The organism is Microbacterium sp. CnD16-F (genome assembly GCF_024124465.1).
Classification (GTDB): Bacteria; Actinomycetota; Actinomycetes; order Actinomycetales; family Microbacteriaceae; genus Microbacterium; species Microbacterium gawkjiense.
On record NZ_JAMXSA010000011.1, the window covers coordinates 15291 to 39948 of the forward strand.

At 71.1% G+C, this 24658-nt stretch carries 20 protein-coding genes; 16 read left to right on the forward strand and 4 right to left on the reverse strand.

The genetic code is table 11. The features are described from left to right. Positions 1-51 precede the first annotated feature (51 nt). The 3 genes from NH287_RS04965 to holA are packed head-to-tail and all read left to right on the forward strand — an operon-like array spanning position 52 to position 4012. Positions 52-642 carry a ComEA family DNA-binding protein gene (locus tag NH287_RS04965; RefSeq protein ID WP_253034717.1) on the forward strand — a complete coding sequence of 197 codons (591 nt, stop codon included), beginning with the start codon at positions 52-54 and terminating at the stop codon, positions 640-642. Beyond that, the gene (locus NH287_RS04970) at positions 639-2936 is read left to right on the forward strand and encodes a ComEC/Rec2 family competence protein (protein WP_253034718.1); all 2298 of its coding nucleotides are present in this window, start codon (positions 639-641) and stop codon (positions 2934-2936) included. The genes NH287_RS04965 and NH287_RS04970 overlap by 4 nt, the downstream gene beginning before the upstream one ends. A gap of 41 nt (positions 2937-2977) precedes the next feature. Continuing rightward, entirely contained in the window at positions 2978-4012 is a 1035-nt protein-coding gene (gene holA, locus NH287_RS04975; RefSeq protein WP_253034719.1) for a DNA polymerase III subunit delta, read from the forward strand. A gap of 63 nt (positions 4013-4075) precedes the next feature. Here holA and rpsT read toward each other — a convergent pair whose 3' ends face one another. The 3 genes from rpsT to NH287_RS04990 all read right to left on the reverse strand — a co-directional run bounded on the left by rpsT (position 4076) and on the right by NH287_RS04990 (position 10014). Continuing rightward, entirely contained in the window at positions 4076-4336 is a 261-nt protein-coding gene (gene rpsT / locus NH287_RS04980) for a 30S ribosomal protein S20 (protein ID WP_064002194.1), read from the reverse strand. A gap of 128 nt (positions 4337-4464) precedes the next feature. Then, complete coding sequence (locus NH287_RS04985) at positions 4465-5199, reverse strand: alpha/beta fold hydrolase (protein WP_253034720.1); 735 nt, start codon at positions 5197-5199, stop codon at positions 4465-4467. An 84-nt stretch (positions 5200-5283) separates the two neighbouring features. Next, positions 5284-10014, reverse strand: coding sequence for an ExeM/NucH family extracellular endonuclease (locus tag NH287_RS04990; RefSeq protein ID WP_253034721.1), 4731 nt, complete (start codon positions 10012-10014; stop codon positions 5284-5286). Positions 10015-10225: 211 nt separating this feature from the next. On the opposite strand from NH287_RS04990, the gene lepA reads away from it, so the two are divergent. The 12 genes from lepA (at position 10226) to NH287_RS05050 (ending at position 22056) form a co-directional block, all read left to right on the forward strand. Then, complete coding sequence (gene lepA / locus NH287_RS04995; protein ID WP_064002191.1) at positions 10226-12076, forward strand: translation elongation factor 4; 1851 nt, start codon at positions 10226-10228, stop codon at positions 12074-12076. Between the two features lie 9 nt (positions 12077-12085). Beyond that, positions 12086-12736 carry a DUF1990 family protein gene (locus tag NH287_RS05000; RefSeq protein WP_253034722.1) on the forward strand — a complete coding sequence of 217 codons (651 nt, stop codon included), beginning with the start codon at positions 12086-12088 and terminating at the stop codon, positions 12734-12736. Further along, positions 12736-13953 (forward strand): radical SAM family heme chaperone HemW, encoded by a 1218-nt coding sequence (hemW, locus tag NH287_RS05005; protein ID WP_253034723.1) that lies wholly within the window; start codon positions 12736-12738, stop codon positions 13951-13953. The genes NH287_RS05000 and hemW overlap by 1 nt, the downstream gene beginning before the upstream one ends. 70 nt (positions 13954-14023) lie before the next feature. Beyond that, a complete protein-coding gene (hrcA, locus tag NH287_RS05010) occupies positions 14024-15058 on the forward strand; it encodes a heat-inducible transcriptional repressor HrcA (protein ID WP_253034724.1) in 1035 nt (344 codons plus the stop codon). Between the two features lie 31 nt (positions 15059-15089). Then, positions 15090-16205: a molecular chaperone DnaJ gene (gene dnaJ / locus NH287_RS05015; RefSeq protein ID WP_253034725.1), complete on the forward strand. Its 1116-nt coding sequence runs from the start codon at positions 15090-15092 to the stop codon at positions 16203-16205. Positions 16206-16207: 2 nt separating this feature from the next. Further along, complete coding sequence (locus tag NH287_RS05020; protein ID WP_253034726.1) at positions 16208-16945, forward strand: 16S rRNA (uracil(1498)-N(3))-methyltransferase; 738 nt, start codon at positions 16208-16210, stop codon at positions 16943-16945. 44 nt (positions 16946-16989) lie between these two features. Next, positions 16990-17337 carry an HIT domain-containing protein gene (locus tag NH287_RS05025; protein WP_064002185.1) on the forward strand — a complete coding sequence of 116 codons (348 nt, stop codon included), beginning with the start codon at positions 16990-16992 and terminating at the stop codon, positions 17335-17337. Positions 17338-17383: 46 nt separating this feature from the next. Then, entirely contained in the window at positions 17384-18412 is a 1029-nt protein-coding gene (locus NH287_RS05030; protein ID WP_253034752.1) for a PhoH family protein, read from the forward strand. Next, positions 18409-18876 carry an rRNA maturation RNase YbeY gene (gene ybeY, locus NH287_RS05035; RefSeq protein WP_064002183.1) on the forward strand — a complete coding sequence of 156 codons (468 nt, stop codon included), beginning with the start codon at positions 18409-18411 and terminating at the stop codon, positions 18874-18876. Before NH287_RS05030 ends, ybeY begins: the two co-directional genes overlap by 4 nt. Then, entirely contained in the window at positions 18873-20195 is a 1323-nt protein-coding gene (locus NH287_RS05040) for a hemolysin family protein (RefSeq protein WP_253034727.1), read from the forward strand. Before ybeY ends, NH287_RS05040 begins: the two co-directional genes overlap by 4 nt. Continuing rightward, positions 20192-21088 carry a GTPase Era gene (gene era, locus NH287_RS05045; protein ID WP_374209363.1) on the forward strand — a complete coding sequence of 299 codons (897 nt, stop codon included), beginning with the start codon at positions 20192-20194 and terminating at the stop codon, positions 21086-21088. The genes NH287_RS05040 and era overlap by 4 nt, the downstream gene beginning before the upstream one ends. A 38-nt stretch (positions 21089-21126) precedes the next feature. After that, a complete protein-coding gene (locus tag NH287_RS05050) occupies positions 21127-22056 on the forward strand; it encodes an NADP-dependent oxidoreductase (protein WP_253034728.1) in 930 nt (309 codons plus the stop codon). 16 nt (positions 22057-22072) lie between these two features. Here the strand turns inward: NH287_RS05050 and NH287_RS05055 are convergent, their stop codons facing one another. Then, positions 22073-22699 (reverse strand): hypothetical protein, encoded by a 627-nt coding sequence (locus tag NH287_RS05055; RefSeq protein ID WP_253034729.1) that lies wholly within the window; start codon positions 22697-22699, stop codon positions 22073-22075. Between the two features lie 185 nt (positions 22700-22884). On the opposite strand from NH287_RS05055, the gene leuA reads away from it, so the two are divergent. Continuing rightward, positions 22885-24645, forward strand: a complete 1761-nt coding sequence (gene leuA, locus NH287_RS05060; RefSeq protein ID WP_217531460.1) for a 2-isopropylmalate synthase — start codon at positions 22885-22887, stop codon at positions 24643-24645. Positions 24646-24658 lie beyond the last annotated feature (13 nt).

The following is a 24658-nucleotide window of genomic DNA, read 5'->3' on the forward strand; positions in this document are numbered from 1 at the left end:
GCTGACGGGCGGCGGACGATCGCGCGCGTGGCCGCGGGCAATCCTCGACGCATGGGTGCGCAGACGGTGCCGGTGTCGCGTCGCCGGCTGGGGATCGGTGCCGCCGTCGCCCTCGTGGTCGTGGTCGCGGCGGTCACGATCGCGATCGGCATCGTCCGGACCGGGGCGGAGGCTGCGGTCGAGACGGTGCCGGATGCCGCGTCCGAGACCGTGGCCCCCGCGACCGTTTACGTGCACGTGTCGGGCGAGGTGGCCGAGCCCGGGTTGTACCGGCTCGACGAGGGCGCGCGTGTCGTGGATGCGGTCGCCGCCGCCGGGGGATTCACCGATGCGGCATCCCGCGAAGGCGTCAACCTGGCGCGACCCGTCAGCGACGGCGAACAGCTCGTGGTGCCCGCCGAGGGGGAGGTGGGATCGGATGCCGCGGGTGCGACGGCGCCCGAGGGCGACGGTCGCGTGAACCTCAACACCGCGGACCTCGCGGCCCTCGACACGCTGCCGCGGGTGGGTCCCGCGATCGCGCAGCGGATCCTCGACTGGCGCGAGGACAACGGCCGCTTCACGAGCGTGGACGATCTGCTCGCGGTCCCCGGCATCGGCGAGAAGATGCTCGCTTCGCTCCGCGACCTGGTCACGGTGTGAGTGTCCGGACGGCGCGACGCCGCGACCTGCGTCTGCTCCCGGTCGCCGGCACGGCGTGGGCGGGTGCGGGGGCGGCGATCACGTTCCCGGAGCACGCGGTCGTGTCGGCGGTCGTCCTGTGGGGCGTCGCCGTCGCGTTTCTCGGTGTGGCGCTGCGCCGCGCGAGACCCACCGTGCTCGCGCTCGTCGCGGTCTCCCTCGCCGTGGCGGCGGCTGCGGCATCCCACGTCGCGCTCGCGCAGCCGGCGCGGGACGCACTGGCCGGTCTCGAGGTCGACGGGGGCCGCAGCGTCACGTTCGAGGTCGACGTCGTCGGCAAGGTGGAGCGCTCCGCGACGGGGCACCGCTTCGATGCGATCACACGGTCCGCGACCGTCGGCGACGACGACCGGGCCGTGTCGGCCCCCGTCGTCGTCCGCGCGTCCGAGCGTGCGCCGGGTCTCGACCTGGGCGCTCGCGCGACGGTCACGGGCACGGCGTTCCGGGCGGACCCCGGCGACCGTGCGGTGCTCGTCGTCGAGGCATCCGCCCTCGTCGTCGACCGGCCTCCCTCGGGCCCGCTGGGCGTGGCTGCGACGCTGCGCACCGGTCTCGTGGCGGCCGTGGCCGGGCTGCCGGAGCCCGGCGCTGGCCTCGTCCCCGGTCTCGCCGTCGGCGATACCTCGGCCGTAAGCGACGAGCTCGACCAGCAGATGAAGGCGTCGTCGCTGTCCCACCTGACAGCGGTCTCCGGAGCGAATTGCGCGCTCGTGGTCGGGATCGCGTTCGGTATCGCAGCGCTCTGCGGGGCGCGGCGCGGCATCCGCGTCGCAGCCGGGCTCGTGACGCTCGTCGCGTTCGTCGTCCTCGTCTCGCCGGAGCCGAGTGTCGTCCGAGCGGGCGCGATGGCCGCGATCGCGATGCTCGGCCTGCTGCTCGGACGGATCGGCGCGGGCGTCTCGGTGCTGTCGGCCTCGGTGTGTCTGCTTCTCGTGCTCGATCCGTGGCTCGCGGCATCCCTCGGGTTCGCCCTCTCGGCCGTTGCGACCGGATCCTTGCTGCTGTTGGCTGGCCCGCTCGCCGACGGACTGTCGAGGTGGATGCCGTCGCCCGCCGCACTCGCGCTGTCGGTGCCGCTCGCCGCGCAGCTGGCCTGCGGGCCGCTGCTCGTGCTCATCGAGCCGACGGTTCCCCTCGTCGGGGTGCTCGCGAACCTCCTGGCGGGTCCCGCCGCGCCCGCGGCCACGGTGCTCGGCTTGCTCGCCTGCCTCGCGTTGCCGGTTCCGGTGCTCGCACAGGGGCTCGCGGCGATCGCCTGGCTGCCGGCAGCCTGGATCGCGGGGACGGCGGACCTCGCCGCGCGCCTGCCCGGGGCATCCCTGCCCTGGCTGGAGGGGATGCCGGGACTCCTCGCACTCGCCGCGACAGGGGCGGCGATCGGGGCGGTGATCGCGGCGCGGCATCCCGGTCTGCGGCGCGTGGCGGCGTGGAGTCTCGCCGGCGTCGTCCTCGTGATCGCCGCCGCCGGCCCGGTGCGGACGCTGCTGGACCGCACCCGCGTGCCGGACGCGTGGGCGATCGCGGCGTGCGAGGTCGGGCAGGGCGACGCGGTCCTGGTGCGCGACGCCGCTTCCGTCATGCTCATCGACACGGGCCCCGAGCCTGCGGCGTTGGCCGGATGCCTCGACCGGTTCGCGATCGATCGTGTCGACATCCTCGTGTTGACCCACTTCGACATGGACCACCGCGGCGGCGCCGGCGCTGTGCTCGGGCGCGCCGATCTCGTCGTGCACGGTCCGGTCCCCGATGCGGAGGCCGCGGACCTGCTCGCGCGGTTTACCGCGCGCGGCGCCCGGACGCAGCAGGTGTCCGCCGGCCAGAGCGGCGCGTTGGGGCAGTGCAACTGGCGCACGCTGTGGCCGAAGCCGCGCGATCCGGTCTATCCCGCCGGGAACGACGCGAGCGTCATCATCGACGTGACCGGATGCCGCGTCCCCGACGCGATCTTCCTCGGTGACCTGTCGGCTCAGCCGCAGCGCTCCCTCGCGGCGACGGGCGCCGTCGATCGCCGCTATTCCGTCGTCAAGGTCGCCCACCACGGCAGCGCCGACCAGGACGTCGGCCTGTACCGCGATCTCGACGCTCGCGTCGCCCTCGTCACCGTGGGAGAGAACACATATGGCCATCCACGGGACGAGATCCTCGATCTCCTGCACGAGGAACAGGCGACCGTCGCGCGCACCGACACCTCCGGCGACCTCGCTGTCTGGCGCGACGACGGCGGCCTGCGCCTCTGGCGCTCGCGCGAGCGCTGACGCACCCGTCACCGTCCGCCGCCCTCGCTAGGCTGGACATCATGCCGAGCCCCCGTCGTCCCGCCGCGAAGACGACGAAGTCGGCGATCCCGCAGATCTCCTGGCGGGCGCCGCAGCCGGCACCGGTCGTGCTCGTCTCCGGTCCTGAAGAGGTCTGCGCTGAGCGGGCGACCGCCGGCATCCGCGACTACCTCCGCGCCGAGGATCCGAGTCTCGAGGTCACCGACGTCCGTGCCGACGACTACGCGCCCGGCACGCTGCTGGCCGTCTCGTCGCCGTCGCTGTTCGGTGAACCGCGGCTCGTCCGGGTGTCGGGCGTCGAGAAGTGCTCCGACGCGTTCCTCGCCGAGGCGCTCCGCTACCTCGAGGCGCCGCAGGACGGCGCGACGATCGTGCTCCGCCACACCGGCGCGAGCGTCCGCGGCAAGAAGCTGCTCGACACGATCCGCTCGGGTGTCGGCGGCGGCATCGAGATCGCCTGCCCCGCCGTCAAACGCGACTCCGACCGCTTCGACTTCGCCGCGGGCGAGTTCCAGGCCGCGAAACGACGCATCGCCCCGCCCGCCCTCCGTGCCCTCGTCTCGGCGTTCTCGGACGACCTCACCGAGCTCGCGGCCGCGTGCCAGCAGCTCATTTCGGACGTCGAGGGCGACATCACCGAGCAGGTCGTCACCCGCTACTACGGCGGTCGCGTCGAGACCACCGCGTTCGCCGTTGCAGACACGGCCATCGCGGGTCGCTACGGCGACGCCCTCATCACCCTCCGGCACGCTCTCGCCTCGGGCGCCGATCCGGTCCCGATGGTCGCCGCCATCGCGTCGAAGCTGCGCACCATGGCGCGCGTGGCCGGCTCCCGCGAACCGTCCGGCGCCCTCGCCGCGCGCATCGGCATGAAGGACTGGCAGGTCGACCGGGCCCGTCGCGACCTCGCCGGCTGGACGGAATCGTCGCTCGGCATCGCCATCCAGGCGGCCGCGCGAGCGGATGCCGAGGTGAAGGGCGCGTCCCGCGACGCCGTCTTCGCGGTGGAACGGCTCGTCACCGTCGTCGCGACGCGCGCGCCCTACGGCGCCTGAGACCACATCCGGGAACGACGAAGGCCCGCCCCCAGGGGGACGGGCCTTCGGAAGAGTTGCGGCTCAGAGAGCGGCGACCTGCTTGGCGATCGAGGACTTGCGGTTGGCCGCCTGGTTCTCGTGGATGACGCCCTTGCTGACGGCCTTGTCGAGCTTCTTGGTGGCCTTGAGCAGCGCCTTCTCGGCAGCGGCCTTGTCGCCGGCCGAGATGGCCTCACGGGTCTGACGGACGACGGTCCGCAGCTCGCTCTTCACGGCCTTGTTGCGCTCGCGGGCCTTCTCGTTGGTCTTGTTGCGCTTGATCTGCGACTTGATGTTCGCCACGTTCGACGTATCTTTCGTTCGGAGTTATCGGTTGGAAGTGCCGGCGACAGAAGAGGGCTGTCACGCAGCGGTCGTGTGAGGGAGGAACCCACACGCAAGCCAAAAACCGATTCTATCAGGTGCGCGCCTCATCCCGAAGTCGGCCGGTCCCGCGCCATCGTCGCCAGCGCCAGGTCCACGATCGCGTTGAACACACGGGGCCGCATCGCGGTGACGAGATGGGATGTCCGGGGCACGACGATGAGCTCCGCCTCGGGCTTGAGCTTCGTGAACAGGCGCTCGTTGAGCCGCAGCTGGTCCCACTGCCCGTTCACGAACCACAGGGGAACGGAGATCCGCTGCAGCGCGACGACGAGGTCGAGGACCGACAGGCTGCGCAGAGCGATGTCCTGCGTGTCGTACGCGTAGCCGCCGGCGCCGAAGTCCGCCCGTGTCTCGGGTGGGAGCGTCCGGTCGAGCACGAGGTCGGCGAGCGGCTGACCGCGTCGGGGCAGGCGATCGAACCCCCGCGCCAGTGCCCGATAGATCGCGAGGCCGGCGCCGCGGGGGATCGACGTGCAGCCGGCGGCGATGAACGCATCCACGGGCGGGGGCTCCTCACGGCCCATGTACTCGATCGCCACCAGCCCACCCATCGAGTGCGCGACCAACAGCACGGGGCCGCGGGCCGCGGCATCCCTCACCGCGGTGTCGATCGTCTCGAACGCGCCGTCCAGCGTGAACGTCTCGCTCATCCGGCGACCGTGCCCCGGCAGGTCGACGGCGATCGCGCCGACGCCCGCCGCGGCGAGATGCTCCACCTGCGCGCGCCACATCGTCGCGGAGGTCCGGATGCCGTGCACGAACACCACCTGAGGCGTCATCCCCTCAGCCTACGAATCCGGCGCCCCTTCGACGCGGAAACGGGGGCGGATCCATGGGATCCGCCCCCGTTCCGGCCCGTCCGGTCAGAAGAGGACGCGGACCTTGACCGGCTTGCTCTCCGATCCCTGAGCGACGGTCGGGTCGTCGGGGACGAACGTCGCCGTGTAGGTGTGCGTCCCGCGGGACAGACGGCCGAGCGTCGTCGACGCGGTGCCGCGACGGACCTCCGCCGTCGCGATCACGGTGTCGCCCTCGCGGAACTCGACGACACCCTCGGCGCGGCCGCCCTCCTGCGTGACGATCGCGACGAGCGTCGTCGGCAGGAACCGGTTGATGTGGACCGGCGTGACGGCCACCAGACGCGTCCTCGTCGCCGCGGCGGGCTCCGCCGCCTCCTCGACGGTGACGGGCACCTGCACGACCGTGCCGCTGGGGGCGGCGGTCACCGTCAGCTGCGCGGCGCCGGCGGGCGTTCCGGCGGGCAGGGTGACGCTGACGGATGCCGCGCCCTCCGACACCGGCGCCGTGCCGAGCACCTGCTCGCCCAAGCTCACCGAGACCTCGGCGTTGGCGGGAGCGCCCTTGCTAGTCAGGTCGAGCCCGGCCACCTGGAACGACACCGTCTCGCCCGCGGCGACCGTCTCGGGCACGCCCGAGACCTGCACACCGTGCTTCGCGAACGAGGGGGCGACGGGCGACCCCTCGGCGAGGTAGTCGACCCACGCCTCGTAGTCGAGCAGACCTGTGTCGACGTAGTCCTCGCCCTCCGTGAAGGCGCGGAAGTTGTCGCCGCCGGCCGCGAGGAACGAGAACGTGCCGATGCGGTAGGTCCCTTCGGGATCGATCGGAGCCCCGTCGACCGTCACGGACGTGATGCGCTCACCCTCCGGCAGTGCCGGGTCGTAGGTGTACGAGACGTTGTCCGAGAGTCCCAGCTGCAGGTAGGGGCGCTGGGGGACGTTGCCCGCGGCATCCCGCTGCCACTGCTGCTCAAGCATCGTCGTGAACTCCTCACCCGTGAGGGTGACCAGCGCGAGCGTGTTGCTGAACGGGAGCACCGCGTTCGCCTGGCTGAACGAGATCGATCCGTCCGCGAGACCCGCGACCGCACCGGCGCCGAACTCGGCCTGCGTGTCGAACAGATCGGCGCGCAGACCACCCGGGTTGGTGACGCCGATGACGGCGCCGTTCGGCAGGTCCGCGAGGCTGTCGCGGAGCATGTTGGCGACGGTGTTGCCGAGCGTCGACTCCGCCGCCCGGTTGTCGCGCGATCCGCCGGTGTAGACACCGTCGACGTACGATCCGCCGCTGTAGGCGGTCGTGATGTCGCCCGAGACCTGACCGACTTCGGTGTTGCCGACCGCGGCGGCGTTCGCCAGCGCGGCCTTCGTGATGCGGTCGACCTCCGCGACCCGCGGGTAGGCGGCGACGAGGTCGGCGGCGGGGGTTGTCGTCCGGGCGACGTTGCGCTCGGTGTGCGCCGAGACCTCACCTGTGGCGGCATCCACCGTCAAGGTGATCTCACCGATCTTGGCGCCGTACGAGCCGGTCTGCACGACGGGACGCGTCCGGTCCGTGCCGGGAATCGGTGCCGACCACGCGTACTCCTTGTGCGTGTGACCGGTGAAGATGGCGTCGACCTCGGGGGAGGTGTCCTCGATGATCGCTCCGAAGGCGCCGCCCGCGGCGACCTCCTCCTCGAGGGTCGCGCCGTCCGGCGTGCCGGCTCCGGCGCCCTCGTGGTAGAGCGCGACGATGACGTCCGCCTCGCCGTTGGAGGCGTCGCCGTCGGTCAGCTGCGCGGCGACGCGGTTGACCCCCTCGACCGGGTCGCCGAAGTCCACCGACTCGATGCCGGTCGGCGTGACGAGCGTCGGGGTCTCCTCCGTGACGGCGCCGATGACGCCGACCGTCAGTCCGTCGGCCTCCAGCAGCGCGTACTCGTCGAGCGCCGGGGTCGTCGTGCCCTTCTCGTAGACGTTCGCACCCAGCTGCGGCGCGTCGAACGCGTCCGACACCCGACCCGACAGGTCGGCGAAGCCGCGATCGAACTCGTGGTTTCCGACCGCGCTCGCCTGCAGACCCAGGGCGTTCAGCACGTCGATCGTGGGCTCGTCCTGCGCCACGGACGACGCGAACAGCGAGGCGCCGATGTTGTCGCCGGCCGACAGGAACAGGGTGGGCCCGGATGCGGCCTTCCTCAGCTCTTCGACGGTCCCCGCGAACGCGACGGTGTTGCCGTCGATGCGTCCGTGGAAGTCGTTGATCCCGAGAAGGGTCAGCTGCACGGGGGCGGCATCCGCGTCCATTCCGACGATGACCGGATCGTGGTCGCTCGAACGGAACGGGTCAGCCGAGTAGAACTCGGTGCCGTGGGTGCGGAAGCGGCTGTACTCGAGGGCGATCGACTCTCCGGAGTTGATGTTCCAGATGTCCGCTCCGGTGGAGCGGGCGAGCGCCGCCTCGTTCAGCAGGACGTGGTCGAGCGAGCCCGCGAGCCCCGAGAAGCTGTACGACGACGAGTCGAGGTCGAACGCCTGCTCGGCATCCACGTACCCGGCCTCGTAGAGCACCTGCAGCGGGTCCTCCTGGCTGTAGGAGTTGAAGTCGCCGGCGAGGGCCACCGCATCCACGTCGCCCTGGATCTCCGCGACCCAGTCGCGCAGCGCCGTCGCCTGGCGCACGCGCGACTCGTTCGACGTTCCCTGGCCGTCGCCGGTGTCGGCGTCGCCCGGCCAGGGGCCGACCGATCCCTTCGACTTGAAGTGGTTCACGACGAACAGGAACGGGTCGCCGCCAGCGGCCGGCTCGAACACCTGCGCGATCGGCTCCCGCGCGTTGCCGAACGCCTCGCCGTCGGCGCTCTGGTCGCCCAGGGCGCGCGCGGCGCCGACGGGGGAGACGAGGGCGGGCTGGTAGATGATCGCGTTGGTGATCACGTCCTGCTCGGATGCCGAGGGCAGATCCGCCGACGAGGGGACGAAGGCCCAGGTGCCGGCACCCGCCTCCGCGTTCAGCGCGTCGACGAGCGTGGCGGTCGCCTCATCCTTCTCCTCGCCGAGAGCGGCCGAGTTCTCGATCTCCATGAGACCGATCACGGCGGCATCCACCGAGGTGATGGCCTCGACGAGCTTGGCCTGCTGACGCTCCAGGTCGGCGGCGTCCCACGCACCGCGCTGGGCGCAGCCGTCGCGCACCGTGACGCCGTCGCCGAACCGGTCGGAGTAGGCCTCGCAGGTCGCCGAGTCGGTGCCGAGCGTCGTGAAGTAGTTCAGGACGTTGAACGAGGCGATCGACAGATCCCCGCCGACCTCCTCGGGTGCGTCGGTGCGGACGTTCTCGAAGACGACGTCATCGGCGCCCGTCCCGTCGCCGACGACCGGCTCGGTCGGATTCAGCTTCCAGGCGTCGTTGCGGTAGTCCACGATGAGCGGCGCCGAGAAGGTGACGCCCGCGCCGACCGTCACCGGCTCGGTGAGCGAGACGTAGGCGGGGGTCAGCGCCTGGTTGGCGGCCGATGTGTAGTCGAGACCCGCGCCGTCGTCGAGGCGCACACCCCGGGCGGCGTTGTCGGCGGCGACGGCTGCCGCCTCGTCGCTGCCGGGTCGGGCGGCGTCGGTGGGCTGGCGCAGCGGTGCGTCGCCGGCGGCCAAGCCGACCTCGCCGAAGCGGTTGGTGCTGTAGGTGTCGCTGACGGTGAACTCGCCCTGCGGGGAGATCAGCATCGACTCGAGCGACTCGCGCTGCGCGGCGGTGGTCGGCCACGCGACGGTCGCCGGCGTCGGCGCCTCCGCGTCCTCGATCACCCGGGCGTCGCCCGGCTCGACCGTGATCTCGGTGAGCCCGTTGTACTCCGACACGACACCGGTGACCGTGACCGTGTCGCCGAGCGCGACCTCGCCGACGGCGCCCGGCGCGTAGACGAAGACGGCGTCCGACGCCGTGTGCGTGTCGAGATCCAGTGCCCCGCCCGTGCCGGGCGTCTGGATGACGTAGCCGTTGTAGCCGCCGGTGGGATAGTGCGCGGTGACCACGCCGGTGGTGGTGACGGTGCGGCCGGTCAGCGGGGACGCATCCGTCGTGCCCTGGATCTCGGCGATCGTCGCCGCCTGCGGCTCGGGGTCGGGCTCCGGCTCGGGATCGACATCGGCGCCGAGACCCGTGGGCGTCGGTGTGCCGGCGGTGAAGTCCGCTGCGTTGTCAGCCGTGTTCGTGGCGTCCTCGTCGCGCGAGACGCTCGTCGCGTTCGACGTGCCGGGAGCGGGCGCGGAGCCGGCGAAGGCCGAGGCGGTGCTGCCCCAGCCGACGAGGTCGACGACCTGCTCGAGATCGGCGATGCCGGTGCCGCCTGTGAGGGCCGTCTCGCTGGAGACCAGGGCGACCTTCGCGCCGCTGCCGCTCATCGCGATCGAGCCGTCGACGTCGGCCTCGAACGCGGGGAGCGACGTGTTGCTCCCGAAGGCCTGACCGATGAGCAGGTTCTCGCCCGCAGGGAGGTCGATGTCGCCGAGCTTCGTGACCTGCCACGTGGCTCCCGTCGCGGAGGCGTACTGCACGCTGAAGCCGCTCAGGTCGATCGCCGCGTCGCCGGTGTTGGCGAGCTCCACGAAGTCCCGGTTGAAGGCGGCGCCGCTGTTGCCGCCGCCGCCGTACACCTCCGAGATGACGACGGGCGCGTCGGCCGACACGGCGGCGTTCGCCGCGCTCGGCACGAGGGCGAGACCCGCGGTCGTCACGGCGGTGACCGTGAGCAGGGCGCCGGTGCGGCGGAGGAAGGACGGTGACGCGTGCGCAGGAACGGGTGGGTTCGACACGTGGGATCTCCCGAAGCGGCACGGGCGCGGGGCTTATCGCGCAGGAACCGACCGCCACATTGAGCATTCGGTCGGTTCCACGGCCCCGCAAGTGTCAGATCGGTTAACTCTTTCTCATGCGACCGCGTGTTGGCGTGTCGTCGACGCGGGGGCTATCGTGCCGGATCCGAGGGCCGGCCGCGCGGCCGTGCGCCGGTAGACTCGGCTGGTCATGTCACCCCGCGCCCTTCAGCCCCTGCAGCCCGCGGCCACGCCGCCCGCGCAGCTCCGCAACTTCTGCATCATCGCCCACATCGACCACGGCAAGTCCACCCTGGCCGACCGCATGCTGCAGATCACCGGCGTGGTCGCCGACCGCGACATGCGTGCCCAGTACCTCGACCGCATGGACATCGAGCGCGAGCGCGGCATCACCATCAAGAGCCAGGCGGTCCGGATGCCGTGGGCCACCGCCGACGGCACGTTCGCCCTCAACATGATCGACACCCCCGGCCACGTCGACTTCACCTACGAGGTCAGCCGGTCGCTCGCGGCATGCGAGGGAGCGATCCTCCTCGTCGACGCGGCGCAGGGCATCGAGGCGCAGACCCTCGCCAACCTCTACCTCGCCCTCGAGAACGACCTCGAGATCATCCCGGTCCTCAACAAGATCGACCTGCCCGCGGCGGACCCGGAGAAGTACGCCGCCGAGCTCGCGAACCTCATCGGCGGCGACCCGGCCGACGTGCTCAAGGTGAGCGGCAAGACCGGCATGGGGGTCGAGGCCCTCCTCGACCGCATCGTCGAGCGCATCCCTGCACCCGTCGGGGATGCCGACGCCCCCGCCCGGGCCATGATCTTCGACTCGGTCTACGACGCCTACCGCGGCGTCGTGACGTACGTGCGGATGGTCGACGGCAAGCTCGAGCCGCGCGAGCGGATCCAGATGATGTCGTCGAAGGCGGCCCACGACCTCCTCGAGATCGGGGTGTCGAGCCCCGAGCCCGTGCCCACCAAGGGTCTCGGCGTCGGCGAGGTGGGCTACCTCATCACCGGTGTGAAGGACGTCCGCCAGTCCAAGGTCGGCGACACGATCACCAACCACCGCAAGCCCGCATCCGAGGCGCTCGCGGGGTACACCGACCCGAAGCCCATGGTCTTCTCGGGCATCTACCCGATCGACGGCAGCGACTACGCCGAGCTCCGTGAGGCGCTCGACAAGCTGAAACTGTCGGATGCCTCGCTGCAGTACGAGCCGGAGACCTCGGTCGCCCTCGGGTTCGGGTTCCGCTGCGGCTTCCTCGGTCTGCTGCACCTCGAGATCATCACCGAGCGCCTCGCGCGCGAGTTCGGACTCGACCTCATCACGACCGCGCCGTCCGTGACGTACGAGGTGATGACCGACACGGGCGAGACCGTGACGGTCACGAACCCGTCCGAGTACCCCGACGGCCGCGTCGCAGAGGTCTCCGAGCCGGTCGTGAAGGTCGGCATCCTCCTGCCGAAGGACTACGTCGGCACCGTCATGGAGCTCTGCCAGTCCCGCCGCGGCACCTTGCTCGGCATGGACTACCTCAGCGAGGACCGCGTCGAGCTGCGCTACAACATGCCCCTCGGCGAGATCGTCTTCGACTTCTTCGACCACCTGAAGTCCAAGACGCAGGGCTACGCGAGCCTCGACTACGAGCCGGCCGGTTCTCAGACCGCCGACCTCGTCAAGGTCGACATCCTGCTGCAGGGCGAGAAGGTTGACGCGTTCAGCTCGATCGTCCACCGTGAGAAGGCCTACGCCTACGGGACGATGATGACCGAGCGGCTGCGCAAGCTCATCCCGCGTCAGCAGTTCGAGGTCCCCATCCAGGCCGCGATCGGCGCGCGCATCATCGCCCGCGAGAACATCCGCGCGATCCGCAAGGACGTCCTCGCGAAGTGCTACGGCGGTGACATCACCCGTAAGCGCAAGCTGCTGGAGAAGCAGAAGGAGGGCAAGAAGCGCATGAAGATGGTCGGCCGCGTCGAGGTCCCCCAGGAGGCGTTCATCGCCGCGCTCTCGGGAGACGTCGAGGGCAAGGACAAGAAGTAGGCTGGCACGATGCGCCGCGGGAGTTTCCAGGCAGGGACCGTCGACTACGCCGCCGTCGGGGCCACGCAGGCCCCCGATCTCATGGGCTATCCGCCGAAGGGCACGACCCCGGCGGAGGCGTCCTGGCGTCTCGGCAGCGGTAAGAGCCGTTTCGTCACCTCGACCGAGTCGCTCCTCGGGTGGGGAGCGCAGCGCGGGGCGGGTCTCCAGGTAACCGATGTGCGCCCGGCATCCGGTCCGATGTACTCCGGTGTCGGCTTCGACGCCGACGGCAACGCCGTCCAGCCCAGTCGTCTCGACGACGAGCAGCGCTTCGACGCCGACGGCGTGCCGTTCGCGAGCGCCGGGACGACCGTGCACCTTCGGGGGCGCGTCGGCGGGATGCGGGCCGATGCCGAACTCCGGGTCATCTCGGTCGTCGACGAGCCGCGCCGGGTCGGGTTCTCGCTCGGCACCGTCGGCGGATCCGTCGTCAGCGGCGAGGAGTCCTTCCTGCTCGAATGGCGCGACGACGACGAGGTCTGGTTCACGGTCCGCGCCTTCGACAAGCCGACCGGCGTGCTCTACCGCCTCTGGCGTCCGCTGGTGAAGCGTCGGCGTCGCGCCCTGTTCCAGGGGTACCTGCAGGCGATGTCGCCGATGTACGCCACCGGCTCCTGATGGGCTCGGCCCTTCCCCTCGGCGATCCCGCTCCTCTCGACGGCGCTCTGCCCGCCGACGTGCGCGTGTCGGACGACGTCGACTTCGGCGTCTACCTGCACGTCCCGTTCTGCCGCGTCCGCTGCGGCTACTGCGACTTCAACACCTACACGGCGACCGAACTGCGCGGCGCCCGGCAGGACGCGTACGCCGACGAGGTCCTGCGCGAGATCGCGATCTCCCGGCGCGTGCTGGCCGAACGCGGACCGCTCCGCCCCGCGCAGACGGTGTTCTTCGGCGGCGGCACCCCGACGCTCCTGCCGCCCGGCGACCTGGCGCGCATGCTCGACGGCGTCCGGGAGGCCTTCGGCCTGGCGGACGGTGCCGAGGTGACGGTCGAGGCGAACCCCGACACGATGACGGACGCCGTGGCCGAGACCCTCGCGGCCGCCGGTGTGACACGCCTGTCGATCGGCATGCAGTCGGCTGTCCCGCACGTCCTCGCCGCCCTCGACCGCACCCACGACCCCGCGAACATCGCGACGGCCGTCGCCGCGGCACGGAACGCGGGGCTGGCGGTCAGCCTCGACCTCATCTACGGCGCTCCGGGGGAGTCGCTAGAGGACTGGCGAACCTCGCTCGAGACGGCGACGGCCCTCGCACCCGATCACGTCTCGGCCTACGCGCTCATCGTCGAGGACGGCACGAAACTCGAGCGGCAGATCCGCCGCGGCGAGGTGCCCGCTCCCGATGACGATCTGCAGGCCGACATGTACGAGCTGGCCGACGAACTGCTCGCCGCGGCGGGGTACGGGTGGTACGAGGTCTCGAACTGGGCGACGAACGGCGCGCAGCGGTCGCGCCACAACCTGTCGTACTGGCGCGGCCAGGACTGGTGGGGGTACGGCCCGGGCGCCCACAGTCACATCGGCGGACTCCGGTGGTGGAACGTGAAGCACCCGGCCGCGTACGCCCAGCGTCTCGCCGTCGGCCAGTCCCCGGCCGCGGGACGGGAGCGACCGGATGCCGAGGCCCGCCGCCTCGAGGACATCCTGCTGCGCTCGCGCATCGTCGATGGGGTGGCCGTCGACGAGGCGACGGCCATCGGGCGGCGGAACGTGGCATCCCTCATCGCCGACGGGCTCGTCGACGGCGCGGCGGCGGTCCACGGCACGATCGTGCTGACCCGCCGCGGGCGGCTTCTCGCCGACGCCGTCGTGCGGGCGCTCACCGAGTGATCCGAGCAGAACGCTCCGCGCGCGGTAGAATTGGCACTCCAAGATCGAGAGTGCCAGCGGAGGAGGGGTGATGGTCTCGGAACGCGGTCTTCAGGTGTTGCGCGCGATCGTCCAGGACTACGTGGACACGCGGGAACCCGTCGGCAGCAAGGCGATCGTCGACCGCCACCAGTTCGGTGTGTCCGCCGCCACGATCCGCAACGACATGGCCCTCCTCGAGGACGAGGAACTCATCATCGCGCCGCACACGTCGTCGGGCCGTGTGCCCACCGACAAGGGGTACCGGGTCTTCGTCGACCATCTCGCCGAGGTCCGTCCGCTGACCTCCGCGCAGCGCTCCGCGATCGGCGCGTTCCTGGAGGACACCGGCGACCTCGACGACCTGCTCGTCCGCACGGTCCGCACGCTCACCCGCCTCACCGGACAGGTCGCGATCGTGCAGTACCCGTCGTTCGCCCGGGCGAACGTCTCGCACGTCGAGGTCGTCCACCTCGGCGGCACCCGCATCGTCATCATCGTCGTGACCGACACCGGCCGGGTCTCGCAGCGGGTCGCGTTCCTCGCGACCGAGCCGTCCGCCGAGGAGGCCGAACAGCTCAAGCTCGCGATGGCCGCGCTGCTGACCGGCAAGAGCGTCCGCGACGGTGCCGCGGCGATCGCCCGCATCCTCGAGGAGGAGGCTCCGGCCCCCCGCGAGGAGAACCGGCGGATCGTCCTGCGCGCGATCGGCGAGGAGCTCGACGAGTTCCGCTCCGACCGCATGGTCATGGCCGGGTCCGCGACCCTCGCCCGTCGCGAAGCGGACTTCCGCGGCAGCATCTACCCGCTGCTCGAGGCGATCGAGGAGCAGGTGACGCTCCTGCGCCTCATGGGGGAGATGGTCGCGGACGACCGGGGACTGGCGACCAGCATCGGCCGCGAGAACGAGCCGTTCGGGCTCGCCGAGGCATCCGTCGTCGCGGGGGATTACGACGCCGGCGGCTCGCAGGCGCGCGTGGGCGTGCTGGGCCCGACCCGCATGGACTACCCCACCAATCTCGCGGCGGTCCGTGCCGTCGCGCACTATCTGACGCGTCTGCTCGAAGAAGACGAGAAGTCGCGCTGAACGAATCGGCCTCCGGGCCGGAGAGGTGATTGTGGCTGACCACTACGAGGTCCTGGGTGTCGCGCGCGACGCGAGCCCTGAGGAGATCAAGAAGGCGTACCGCCGACTGGCGCGACAGCTCCACCCCGATGTGAACCCGGGAGAGGATGCGGCGGAGCGCTTCAAGCTCGTGACGCACGCGTACGACGTGCTGAGCGACCCCGACCAGCGCCAGCGGTACGACCTCGGCGGTGACTCCGGGGCGTTCGGCGGCGCCGGGGCCGGGTTCGGCGGCTTCAGCGACATCTTCGAGACGTTCTTCGGCGGAGGCGGCGGGGGCACGCGTGCCGGACGCCCGCGCTCGCGTCGCGAGCGGGGCCAGGACGCCCTCGTGCGCGTCGACCTGACCCTCGGCGACGTCGTCTTCGGCGTGCACCGCGACATCGAGGTCGACACGGCGGTGCTGTGTGAGACCTGCCAGGGCTCGTGCTGCCAGCCCGGCACCCAGCCGGTGACCTGCGACATCTGCCACGGCTCAGGGCAGATCCAGCGGACCGTGCGGAGCCTGCTCGGCAACGTCGTCACGTCGCAGCCCTGCACGACCTGCCAGGGCTACGGCACGACCATCCCCTACCCGTGTTCCACGTGCCAGGGCCAGGGCCGCGTCCGCGCGCGCCGCACCGTGTCGATCGACATCCCCGCCGGCGTCGAGACGGGACTGCGCCTGCAGCTGCCCGGATCGGGCGAGGTCGGCCCCGCGGGCGGCCCCAACGGCGACCTGTACCTCGAGGTGACGGTCGCGCCGCACGACGTCTTCAGCCGTGACGGCGACGATCTGCTCGCGACCCTCGAGGTGTCGATGATCGACGCGATCCTCGGCACGAGCGTCACGATCGATTCGCTCGACGGCCCCGTCGACCTCGAGATCCGCCAGGGTGTCCAGGCGGGCGACGAGCTGACCATCCGCGGGCGCGGCATCACCCCGCTCCGCGGCGAGCAGCGCGGCGACCTCCGCGTCGCCGTGCAGGTGGTCACCCCGTCGCACCTCGACCCGAAGTCGCGGGCCCTCGTCCAGGAGCTCGCCAAGCGCACGCGCCCCGCGCCGCCGCACCTCGCCGAGTTCCACCCGGGCCTGTTCTCCAAGCTCCGCGGCAAGTTCAAGCGCTGACCGTGGCCCTGCATTTCCTGATCGAGGATGCCGGTGCCGCCGGCCCGGGCGACGTCGTCCGGCTGACAGGCGCCGAGGCGCACCACGCGGCCGCCGTGCGCCGCATCCGGGTCGGGGAGGGGGTGACCGTGGGCGACGGCCGCGGACTCTGGCTCACGGGAACCGTCGCCTCGGTCGCACCGAAGGAGGTCGTCGTCGAGGTCGTCGAGCGGCGGGAGCACCCGGCGCCGTCGCCGCGCACGGTGCTCGTGCAGGCGCTCGCGAAGGGTGATCGCGACGAGCTCGCGGTGCAGGCCGCGACCGAACTCGGCGTCGACGCGATCCTCCCGTGGCAGGCAGCCCGGTCCGTCTCGCGGTGGGACGGCGCGAAGGTCGCCAAGGGCGTCGCACGCTGGGAGTCGATCGCCCGCGAGGCGGCCAAGCAGGCCCACCGTGCCTGGCTGCCCGAGGTGGCCGACCCGGTGACGACGCGGCAACTCGTCTCGCAGGCCGAGTCGGCACGGATGCTGGTGCTCGAACCCACGGCATCCGCTGCGCTCTCCGCGGTCGACCTCGACGCCGCAGACACCCGTGACGTGCTGCTCGTCGTCGGTCCCGAGGGTGGGATCTCGCCCGACGAGCTCGACGCGTTGCAGGCCGCGGGCGCGACCCTCGTGCGGCTCGGCGACACGGTTCTGCGCACCTCGACCGCCGGTCCCGCGGCGCTCGCGCTGGTCAACCGGGCGCTCGGCCGCTGGTGAGTCGGCACCGGCCGACGCCGGGAGCCGCTGACTAGACTGGGGGGATGAGCGAGTCGTCGGTGTTCACCCGCATCCTCCGGGGTGAGATCCCCTCCGAGATCATCGCGGAGACCGAGAACGCGTTCGCGATCCGCGACATCGCCCCGCAGGCTCCCGTGCACCTGCTCGTGATCCCCAAGAGCGAGCAGTACCGCGACGTCGTCGAGCTCGCCGCGGGTGACCCTGCCCTGCTCGCCGAGCTGGTGGGGCTCGCGAACAGCCTGGCCGCCGAGCACGCCGACGGCGACTTCCGCCTGATCTTCAACACCGGCCCCGGCGCCGGTCAGACCGTCTTCCACGTCCACGCCCACGTGCTGGGCGGCGGGCTCAGCGAAGGGAGCCTCGGTGGCTGACAGCACCGAACCCACCGTCGACCGCATCTACGCGGACGGCGTCGCGATGGTGCAGCTGCTGGGTCCTCAGGACCGCCTGCTGCGCACCGTCGAACGCGAACACCCTGACGTGCAGGTGCACGTCCGCGGCAACGAGATCACGCTCACCGGCGAGGGCGACGCCGTGGCGCGTGCCCGCGAACTCGTCGACGAACTCATCGGCATGGCGCGGGCGGGGCAGGGCCTCGACCCGAGCGACGTCACCCAGTCGAGCCGCATCCTGCGGGACAACGGCGGGATGCGTCCCTCCGAGGTCCTCGGCGAAGCCATCCTCTCCTCGCGCGGCAAGGTCATCCGTCCGAAGACGCTCGGCCAGAAGGAGTACGTCGACGCGATCGAGGAGAACACGATCGTCTTCGGCATCGGCCCCGCCGGCACCGGTAAGACCTACCTCGCGATGGCCAAGGCCGTCCAGGCGCTGCAACGCAAGGAGGTCAGCCGGATCATCCTGACCCGTCCCGCCGTCGAAGCGGGGGAGCGTCTCGGATTCCTGCCGGGCACGCTGACCGACAAGATCGACCCGTACCTGCGGCCGCTCTACGACGCGCTGAACGAGATGATGGACCCCGAGCTCGTCCCGAAGCTCATGGCGTCGGGAACGATCGAGGTCGCCCCCCTCGCCTACATGCGCGGGCGCACCCTGAACGACTCCTTCGTCGTCCTCGACGAGGCGCAGAACACGACGCCCGAGCAGATGAAGATGTTCCTCACCCGTCTCGGGTTCGGCACGCGAATGATCGTCACGGGCGACATCACGCAGGTCGACCTGCCGCAGGGCGCGTCGGGCCTCCGGCTCGTCACGCGGGTGCTCAAAGACATCGACGACATCCACTTCGCGCGCCTGACGAGCGACGACGTCGTGCGCCACACTCTGGTGGGCCGCATCGTCGACGCCTACAGCGCGTACGACGAGGAGAAGCTCGCCGCACGCCGTGAGCGCGACGAGGCGAGCGAGTTCGCGAACCGCGCCGAGCGCCGCGCGGGCCTGCGGCCCGCCGGACCCCGCGACCGACAGCCCAAACGAGGACGATCATGACCATCGAGATCACCAACGAGTCCGGTGTGGAGGTCGACGAGACCGTCCTGCTGCGCCTCACCGAGCACAACTTCGCCGAACTGCACGTCAGCCCCGACGCCGACGTCGCGATCCTCCTCGTCGACGAAGGCGCCATGGAAGCGCTGCACGTGCAGTGGATGGACGAGCCCGGTCCGACCGACGTGCTGAGCTTCCCCATGGACGAGCTGCGCCCCGGGACCGAGGAGGCGCCCACTCCTCCCGGGCTCCTCGGCGACATCGTGCTGTGCCCGCAGGTCGCCGAGACCCAGGCGCAGGCGGCGAAGCACTCCACGATGGACGAGCTCATCCTCCTGACGACGCACGGACTGCTCCACCTGCTCGGCTTCGACCACGCCGAGCCCGAGGAGGAGCGCGAGATGTTCGGACTCCAGAAGGAGCTCATCGGCGCGTTCCACTCGAGCGAGCGCCGCCGGCGCGCATGACCGAGATCCTCCTCCTCGTCGCGGCCGGCCTGCTCGTCGCGCTCGGCGGGCTGATGGCCTCGCTCGAGGCCGCGCTCGACGTGACGGGTCGCGCCGACCTCGCCGACCTCGCCGACGAGGCGCGCTCGGAAACGGCACTGCGGCGGATCGCCGCCGACCCCGACGCCCACCGCACGGCGGTCGTGTTCATCCGCATCCTCGTCGAGACGGCGGCCGCGGTGCTCGTGACGGTCGCGTTCACGCTGATCTTCGACAACATCTGGTGGGCGATGCTCGCCGCCGTCGTCCTCATGACGATCGCCTCCTTCGTCCTCGTGGGCGCCTCGCCGCGCGCCGTCGGGCGTCAGCACGCCAAGGGCTTCCTGCGGTTCTGCGCCCCGCTCATCCGCGGCGCGCGCATCGTGCTCGGACCCCTCGCGCACCTCCTCGTCCTCGTGGGGGACCGGCTGACCCCCGGCATCCACCGGGGCGCGTCGTTCGCCTCCGAGGAGCAGCTCCTCAGCATGGTCGACGAGGCCGCGTCGCAGGACCTCATCGAGGCGGACGACCGCGATCTGATCCACTCCGTGTTCGACTTCACCGATCGGTTCGTGCGCGCCGTCATGGTGCCGCGCACCGACATGGTGACGATGGATGCCGCGGCCACGACGCAGCAGGCGATGACGCTCTTCCTCGACAAGGGCGTCTCGCGCATCCCGATCGCCGACGGCGAGGCCGACGACATCACCGGTGTCGTGTACCTGAAGGACCTCGTCCAGTTCGCCTACCGCGACGAGACCGCGTGGCGCGGCGTGCCGGTCGCGCAGATCGCCCGGCCGGCGGTCTTCGTGCCCGAGTCGATGCGCGCCGAGACGCTGCTGCAGCAGATGAAGCGCGAAGCCGTGCACGTCTGCCTCGTCGTCGACGAGTACGGCGGGGTGTCGGGGCTTGTCACCCTCGAGGACCTCATCGAGGAGCTCGTCGGGGAGATCGCCGACGAGTACGACCTGCGCACGAGCGAGGTCACGGACCTCGGCGACGGCCGCTTCCGCGTGAGCACGCGCCTCGGGCTCGACGAGGTCGGCGACCTCTTCGGCATCGAGCTCGAGGACGACGACGTCGACTCGATCGGCGGCCTGTTCGGCAAGGCGCTCGGCAGCGTCCCGGTGCCGGGCGCCCGCGTCGAGCACAGCGGCCTGATCCTCACCGGCGGCACCTCCCTCGGTCGCGGCCGCGGTCTCTCCACCGTGTTCGTCGAGCGCGCCGAGAGCCTGGAGGCCGCCGAGAGCGCCTTCGCACCCACCACCGGAGAGGTCCGCGTCTCGCGGGGATCGGAGTGACCGTGACCGACCGTTCCGGTTTCGTGACGTTCGTCGGACGCCCCAACGTGGGCAAGTCGACGCTGACCAACGCCCTCGTCGGCGAGAAGGTCGCGATCACGAGCGACAAGCCGCAGACGACCCGAAAGGCGATCCGCGGCATCCTGAACCGCCCGAGCGGACAGCTCGTCATCGTCGACACCCCCGGCATCCACAAGCCGCGGACGCTGCTGGGTCAGCGCCTCAACGACCTCGTCGAGCAGGTGCTCGGCGACGTGGACGCCATCGGATTCCTTGTGCCGGCCACCGAGAAGGTGGGACCCGGCGACCGGCGGATCGCGGCATCCCTCGACGGGTACGGTCGCGCGAAGAAGGTGGCCATCGTCACGAAGGTCGACATCGCGACCCGCGAGGAGATCACCGAGCGCCTCATGGAGGTCGACGCGCTGCGCGAGGACTGGGCCGCCGTCATCCCGCTCTCGGCAGTCACCGACGACCAGCTCGACGTGCTCGCCGACGAACTGCTGAAGCTCATGCCCGAGGGCCCCGCGCTCTACCCCGAAGGGGTCGTCACCGACGAGAGCGTCGAGGATCGGATCGCCGAGATCATCCGCGAGGCGGCGCTCGACGGCGTCCGCGACGAGCTGCCCCACTCCATTGCCGTGACGGTCGAGGACATCTCGGCGCGCGAGGACAGTGACCTCACCGACGTGTACGCGAACATCGTCGTCGAGCGCGACAGCCAGAAGGCCATCATCATCGGCCGCGGCGGGTCCCGTCTGAGAGAGGTCGGGGCGCGGTCGCGAGCGGGCATCGAGCCGCTCGTCGGCGGCCGCGTGTTCCTGTCGCTGCGCGTCCGGGTGGCCAAGGAGTGGCAGCGCGACCCCAAGCAACTGGGGCGCCTCGGATTCTGACCGGCGACGGCGTCGGCATCCCACGGAAGGACGACGGCATGGCACAGGCATGGTTCGCGACGGGGCCGGAGGGTCCGTCGCAGTGGGAGCTCCGCGAGGTCGAGGCGCCGGCACCGGGCCCCGGCGAGGTGACGATCCGGGTGCACGCCGCCGGGATGAACCCCGCGGATGTGAAGTACCCCACTCGTCCCGGCGCGTCGTTCCCCTTCCCGATCGGGTACGAGGTGTCCGGCGAGATCACCGCGCTCGGTGCCGACACGCAGATCGGCTCTGGCGCGGCGACGGTCGGCGACGAGGTGCTCGCGTTCCGCGTGAGCGGCGGGTACGCGACCGAGCTGACTGTCCCCGCCGAGAAGGTCTTCGCGAAGCCGTCGACCCTCACGCATCCCGAAGCCGCGAACCTGCTCCTGGCCGGGGCGACGGCCGCCGAGCTGCTCGAGCTGAGCGGTGCGCGAAGCGGCGACACGGTGCTGTTCCACGCCGCCTCCGGCGCGGTCGGAGTGAGCTTCCTGCAGCAGGCGGCGATTCGCGGTGTCCGCGTGGTCGGGACGGCGAGCGAACGGAACGCCGACGTCGTGCGGCGCTACGGCGGCATCCCGATCGCGTACGGCCCGGGTCTCGTCGACCGGGCGAAGGACGCGGCGGCGGGCGCCTCCTTCGTCGCGTCGCTCGACGGAGTGGGGACCGACGAGGCGATCGAGGCCTCGCTCGCGCTCGTCGAGGACCGGACCCGCATCATCACGATCGTCCGTCGCGACCTCGAGTCCGAGGGCATCGTCGCGATCGGCGGGATGCTGCGCGCGAGCGCGGCCTTCCGTGACGCCGTCCGCGGCGAGCTCGTCGACCTCGCGCGGCGCGGACTGCTCGAGGTGCCGGTCGCCCGCACCTTCCCGTTCGCCGACGCGGTCGAGGCGGCGCGTTTCCTCATAGAGGGGCACCCGGGCGGCAAGCTCGCGTTGCTGCCCTGACGGAGAGCGACGCCGCTCAGCCGACGGAGCGCAGCGCGGACCGGATGATCACCTTGCCTGCGCCGAAGTCCTGATCGGCGGCGCGCTGCCAGGTGCCGTCGTCCCACACGACGTCGACGAACACCCATCCGTCCTGTTCGTACGAACCGAGGTAGCCCGAGCCGAGGGCGTCGGGCACGATCGACTGGATCGCCGCGGCGTCCTGAGCGGACGCGGCACCCGCCTTCCCGCCGGTGGGGTCGGGCAGTGCGATCGGGTCGAACAGGGCGAGGGGTACGGGTGCGTCGCGGACGCTGAAGCTCTCGCCGTCGTAGACACCGCGCACGGCGTACGTCCCCCAGGTCGAGCCGCCGGCAGAAGCCGCGTCCGTGAGGCCCTCCCAGGACCATCCGACGAGGAGGATGCCGCTGCACTGCGGCGGCGCGGACTCGGCGACGGCCCCCAGGCACAGCTTCGCCGTCGTCCCGTCGTCGAGGACGGTTCCCTGTGCGAGCACCTCGCCGGTCGGGTTCTCCGGTGTCAGCGCGGCGAGGGCAGCCCCTGGAGGCGCAGCGGAGCCGCCCGCATCAGCCGCGGCGGCGCAGGAGGTGAGCAGCAGGGTGGCGCCGGCGAGCAGGACGGCGGCGGATCGGCGGAGCGTCATACCGGGAGAGTGTCGGGGCCGCGGCATCCGTCTCGGATGTCGGCGCTTCGGATCGGGGTGTAACGTGTCGGTATGCGCTTCTGCGGCCTCCTTCTTCGTCGCCGCGACGAGTCCTCGATCTAGGACCAACTCGTCGCGGAGGTTGTCGTGGGTCCGCACCAGTGACGAGAGAAGAAGCACCCATCATGCGAAACACCCAGAAGCCCTCCGGCGCCCCGATCCACAAGTACCGCCCGTTCCACGAGCAGATCCGCGTCGAGCTGCCCGATCGCACCTGGCCGGGCAAGCGCATCGAGGTCGCGCCCCGCTGGTGCGCCGTCGACCTGCGCGACGGTAACCAGGCGCTCATCGACCCGATGAGTCCCGAGCGCAAGCGGATCATGTTCGAGCTCCTCGTGAAGATGGGCTACAAGGAGATCGAGGTCGGCTTCCCGAGCGCGAGCCAGACCGACTTCGACTTCGTGCGCCAGCTGATCGAAGAGGACCTCATCCCCGAGGACGTCACGATCCAGGTGCTGACGCAGGCCCGCGACCACCTCATCAAGCGCACGTACGAGTCGATCGCCGGTGCCAAGCAGGCGATCGTCCACCTGTACAACTCCACGAGCGTGCTGCAGCGCGAGGTCGTCTTCCGCACCGATCAGCAGGGCATCATCGACATCGCCCTCGAGGGCGCCCGCCTGTGCCGCGAGTACGAGAAGACGATCCCCGAGACGACCGTCTACTACGAGTACTCGCCCGAGAGCTACACCGGCACCGAACTCGAGTTCGCCGTCGACGTCTGCAACCAGGTCATCGAGGTCTTCGAGCCGACCCCTGAGCGCAAGGTCATCATCAACCTACCGGCGACCGTCGAGATGGCGACGCCCAACGTGTACGCCGACTCGATCGAGTGGATGAGCCGGCACCTGGCCCACCGCGAGAACGTCATCCTGTCGCTGCACCCCCACAATGACCGCGGCACCGCGATCGCCGCGGCGGAGCTCGGCTACATGGCCGGGGCCGATCGCATCGAGGGATGCCTCTTCGGCAACGGCGAGCGCACGGGCAACGTCGACCTGGTTGCCCTGGGGATCAACCTGCTGACGCAGGGCATCGACCCGCAGATCGACTTCAGCGACATCGACCACGTCAAGCGCACCGCCGAGTACTGCAACCAGCTGCCCGTGCCCGAGCGGAGCCCCTGGGCGGGCGACCTGGTCTTCACCGCGTTCAGCGGGTCGCACCAGGACGCCATCAAGAAGGGCTTCGAGGCGATGGAGGCGCGTGCCCAGGCGGCGGGCGTCTCGGTCGACGAGATCGAGTGGGCCGTGCCGTACCTGCCCATCGACCCGAAGGACCTGGGACGCTCGTACGAGGCGGTCATCCGGGTCAACTCGCAGTCCGGCAAGGGCGGTGTCGCCTACCTGCTGAAGACCGACCACGCGCTCGACCTGCCGCGCAAGCTGCAGATCGAGTTCTCGGGGGTCGTCCAGGCGAAGACGGATGCCGAGGGCGGCGAGGTCTCGAGCGGTCAGATCTGGTCGATCTTCTCCGACGAGTATCTGCCCGCTGCCGCCGCCGACGAGAAGTGGGGTCGCTTCGAACTGCTGTCGACCCGTACGCAGAGCGACATGTCCGGGGAGGTCGCGCTCGAGGTGACGCTCCGCGACGGCGAGGAGCGCGTCTCGGCGACGGGCGCCGGCAACGGTCCCATCGCGGCTTTCCTGAAGGTGCTGGGCGAGCGCGGTTTCGAGATCTCCCTCTACGACTACGTCGAGCACACCCTGGGTGCCGGCGGCGACGCGCACGCGGCCGCGTACGTCGAGCTGCAGGTCGGGGATCAGCGCCTCTGGGGCGTCGGCATCGACGGCGACATCTCGACGGCGAGCCTGAAGGCGGTCGTCTCGGCGGTCAACCGGGCGATCCGCAGCCGCGTGTCCGAGAGTGAGCTCGCCGGCGTCTGAGTCCGCGCGGTCG

Bases quoted from the DNA above. Each gene is read 5' to 3' on its own strand.
- NH287_RS05000 (WP_253034722.1), top strand. From the start codon at position 12,086: ATGCGCCGCGGGAGTTTCCAGGCAGGGACCGTCGACTACGCCGCCGTC.
- hemW (WP_253034723.1), top strand. From the start codon at position 12,736: ATGGGCTCGGCCCTTCCCCTCGGCGATCCCGCTCCTCTCGACGGCGCT.
- NH287_RS05025 (WP_064002185.1), top strand. From the start codon at position 16,990: ATGAGCGAGTCGTCGGTGTTCACCCGCATCCTCCGGGGTGAGATCCCC.
- hrcA (WP_253034724.1), top strand. From the start codon at position 14,024: ATGGTCTCGGAACGCGGTCTTCAGGTGTTGCGCGCGATCGTCCAGGAC.
- NH287_RS05055 (WP_253034729.1), bottom strand. From the start codon at position 22,699: ATGACGCTCCGCCGATCCGCCGCCGTCCTGCTCGCCGGCGCCACCCTG.
- lepA (WP_064002191.1), top strand. From the start codon at position 10,226: ATGTCACCCCGCGCCCTTCAGCCCCTGCAGCCCGCGGCCACGCCGCCC.
- NH287_RS05040 (WP_253034727.1), top strand. From the start codon at position 18,873: ATGACCGAGATCCTCCTCCTCGTCGCGGCCGGCCTGCTCGTCGCGCTC.
- NH287_RS04985 (WP_253034720.1), bottom strand. From the start codon at position 5,199: ATGACGCCTCAGGTGGTGTTCGTGCACGGCATCCGGACCTCCGCGACG.
- ybeY (WP_064002183.1), top strand. From the start codon at position 18,409: ATGACCATCGAGATCACCAACGAGTCCGGTGTGGAGGTCGACGAGACC.
- NH287_RS04965 (WP_253034717.1), top strand. From the start codon at position 52: ATGGGTGCGCAGACGGTGCCGGTGTCGCGTCGCCGGCTGGGGATCGGT.
- NH287_RS05050 (WP_253034728.1), top strand. From the start codon at position 21,127: ATGGCACAGGCATGGTTCGCGACGGGGCCGGAGGGTCCGTCGCAGTGG.
- leuA (WP_217531460.1), top strand. From the start codon at position 22,885: ATGCGAAACACCCAGAAGCCCTCCGGCGCCCCGATCCACAAGTACCGC.
- holA (WP_253034719.1), top strand. From the start codon at position 2,978: ATGCCGAGCCCCCGTCGTCCCGCCGCGAAGACGACGAAGTCGGCGATC.
- NH287_RS05030 (WP_253034752.1), top strand. From the start codon at position 17,384: ATGGTGCAGCTGCTGGGTCCTCAGGACCGCCTGCTGCGCACCGTCGAA.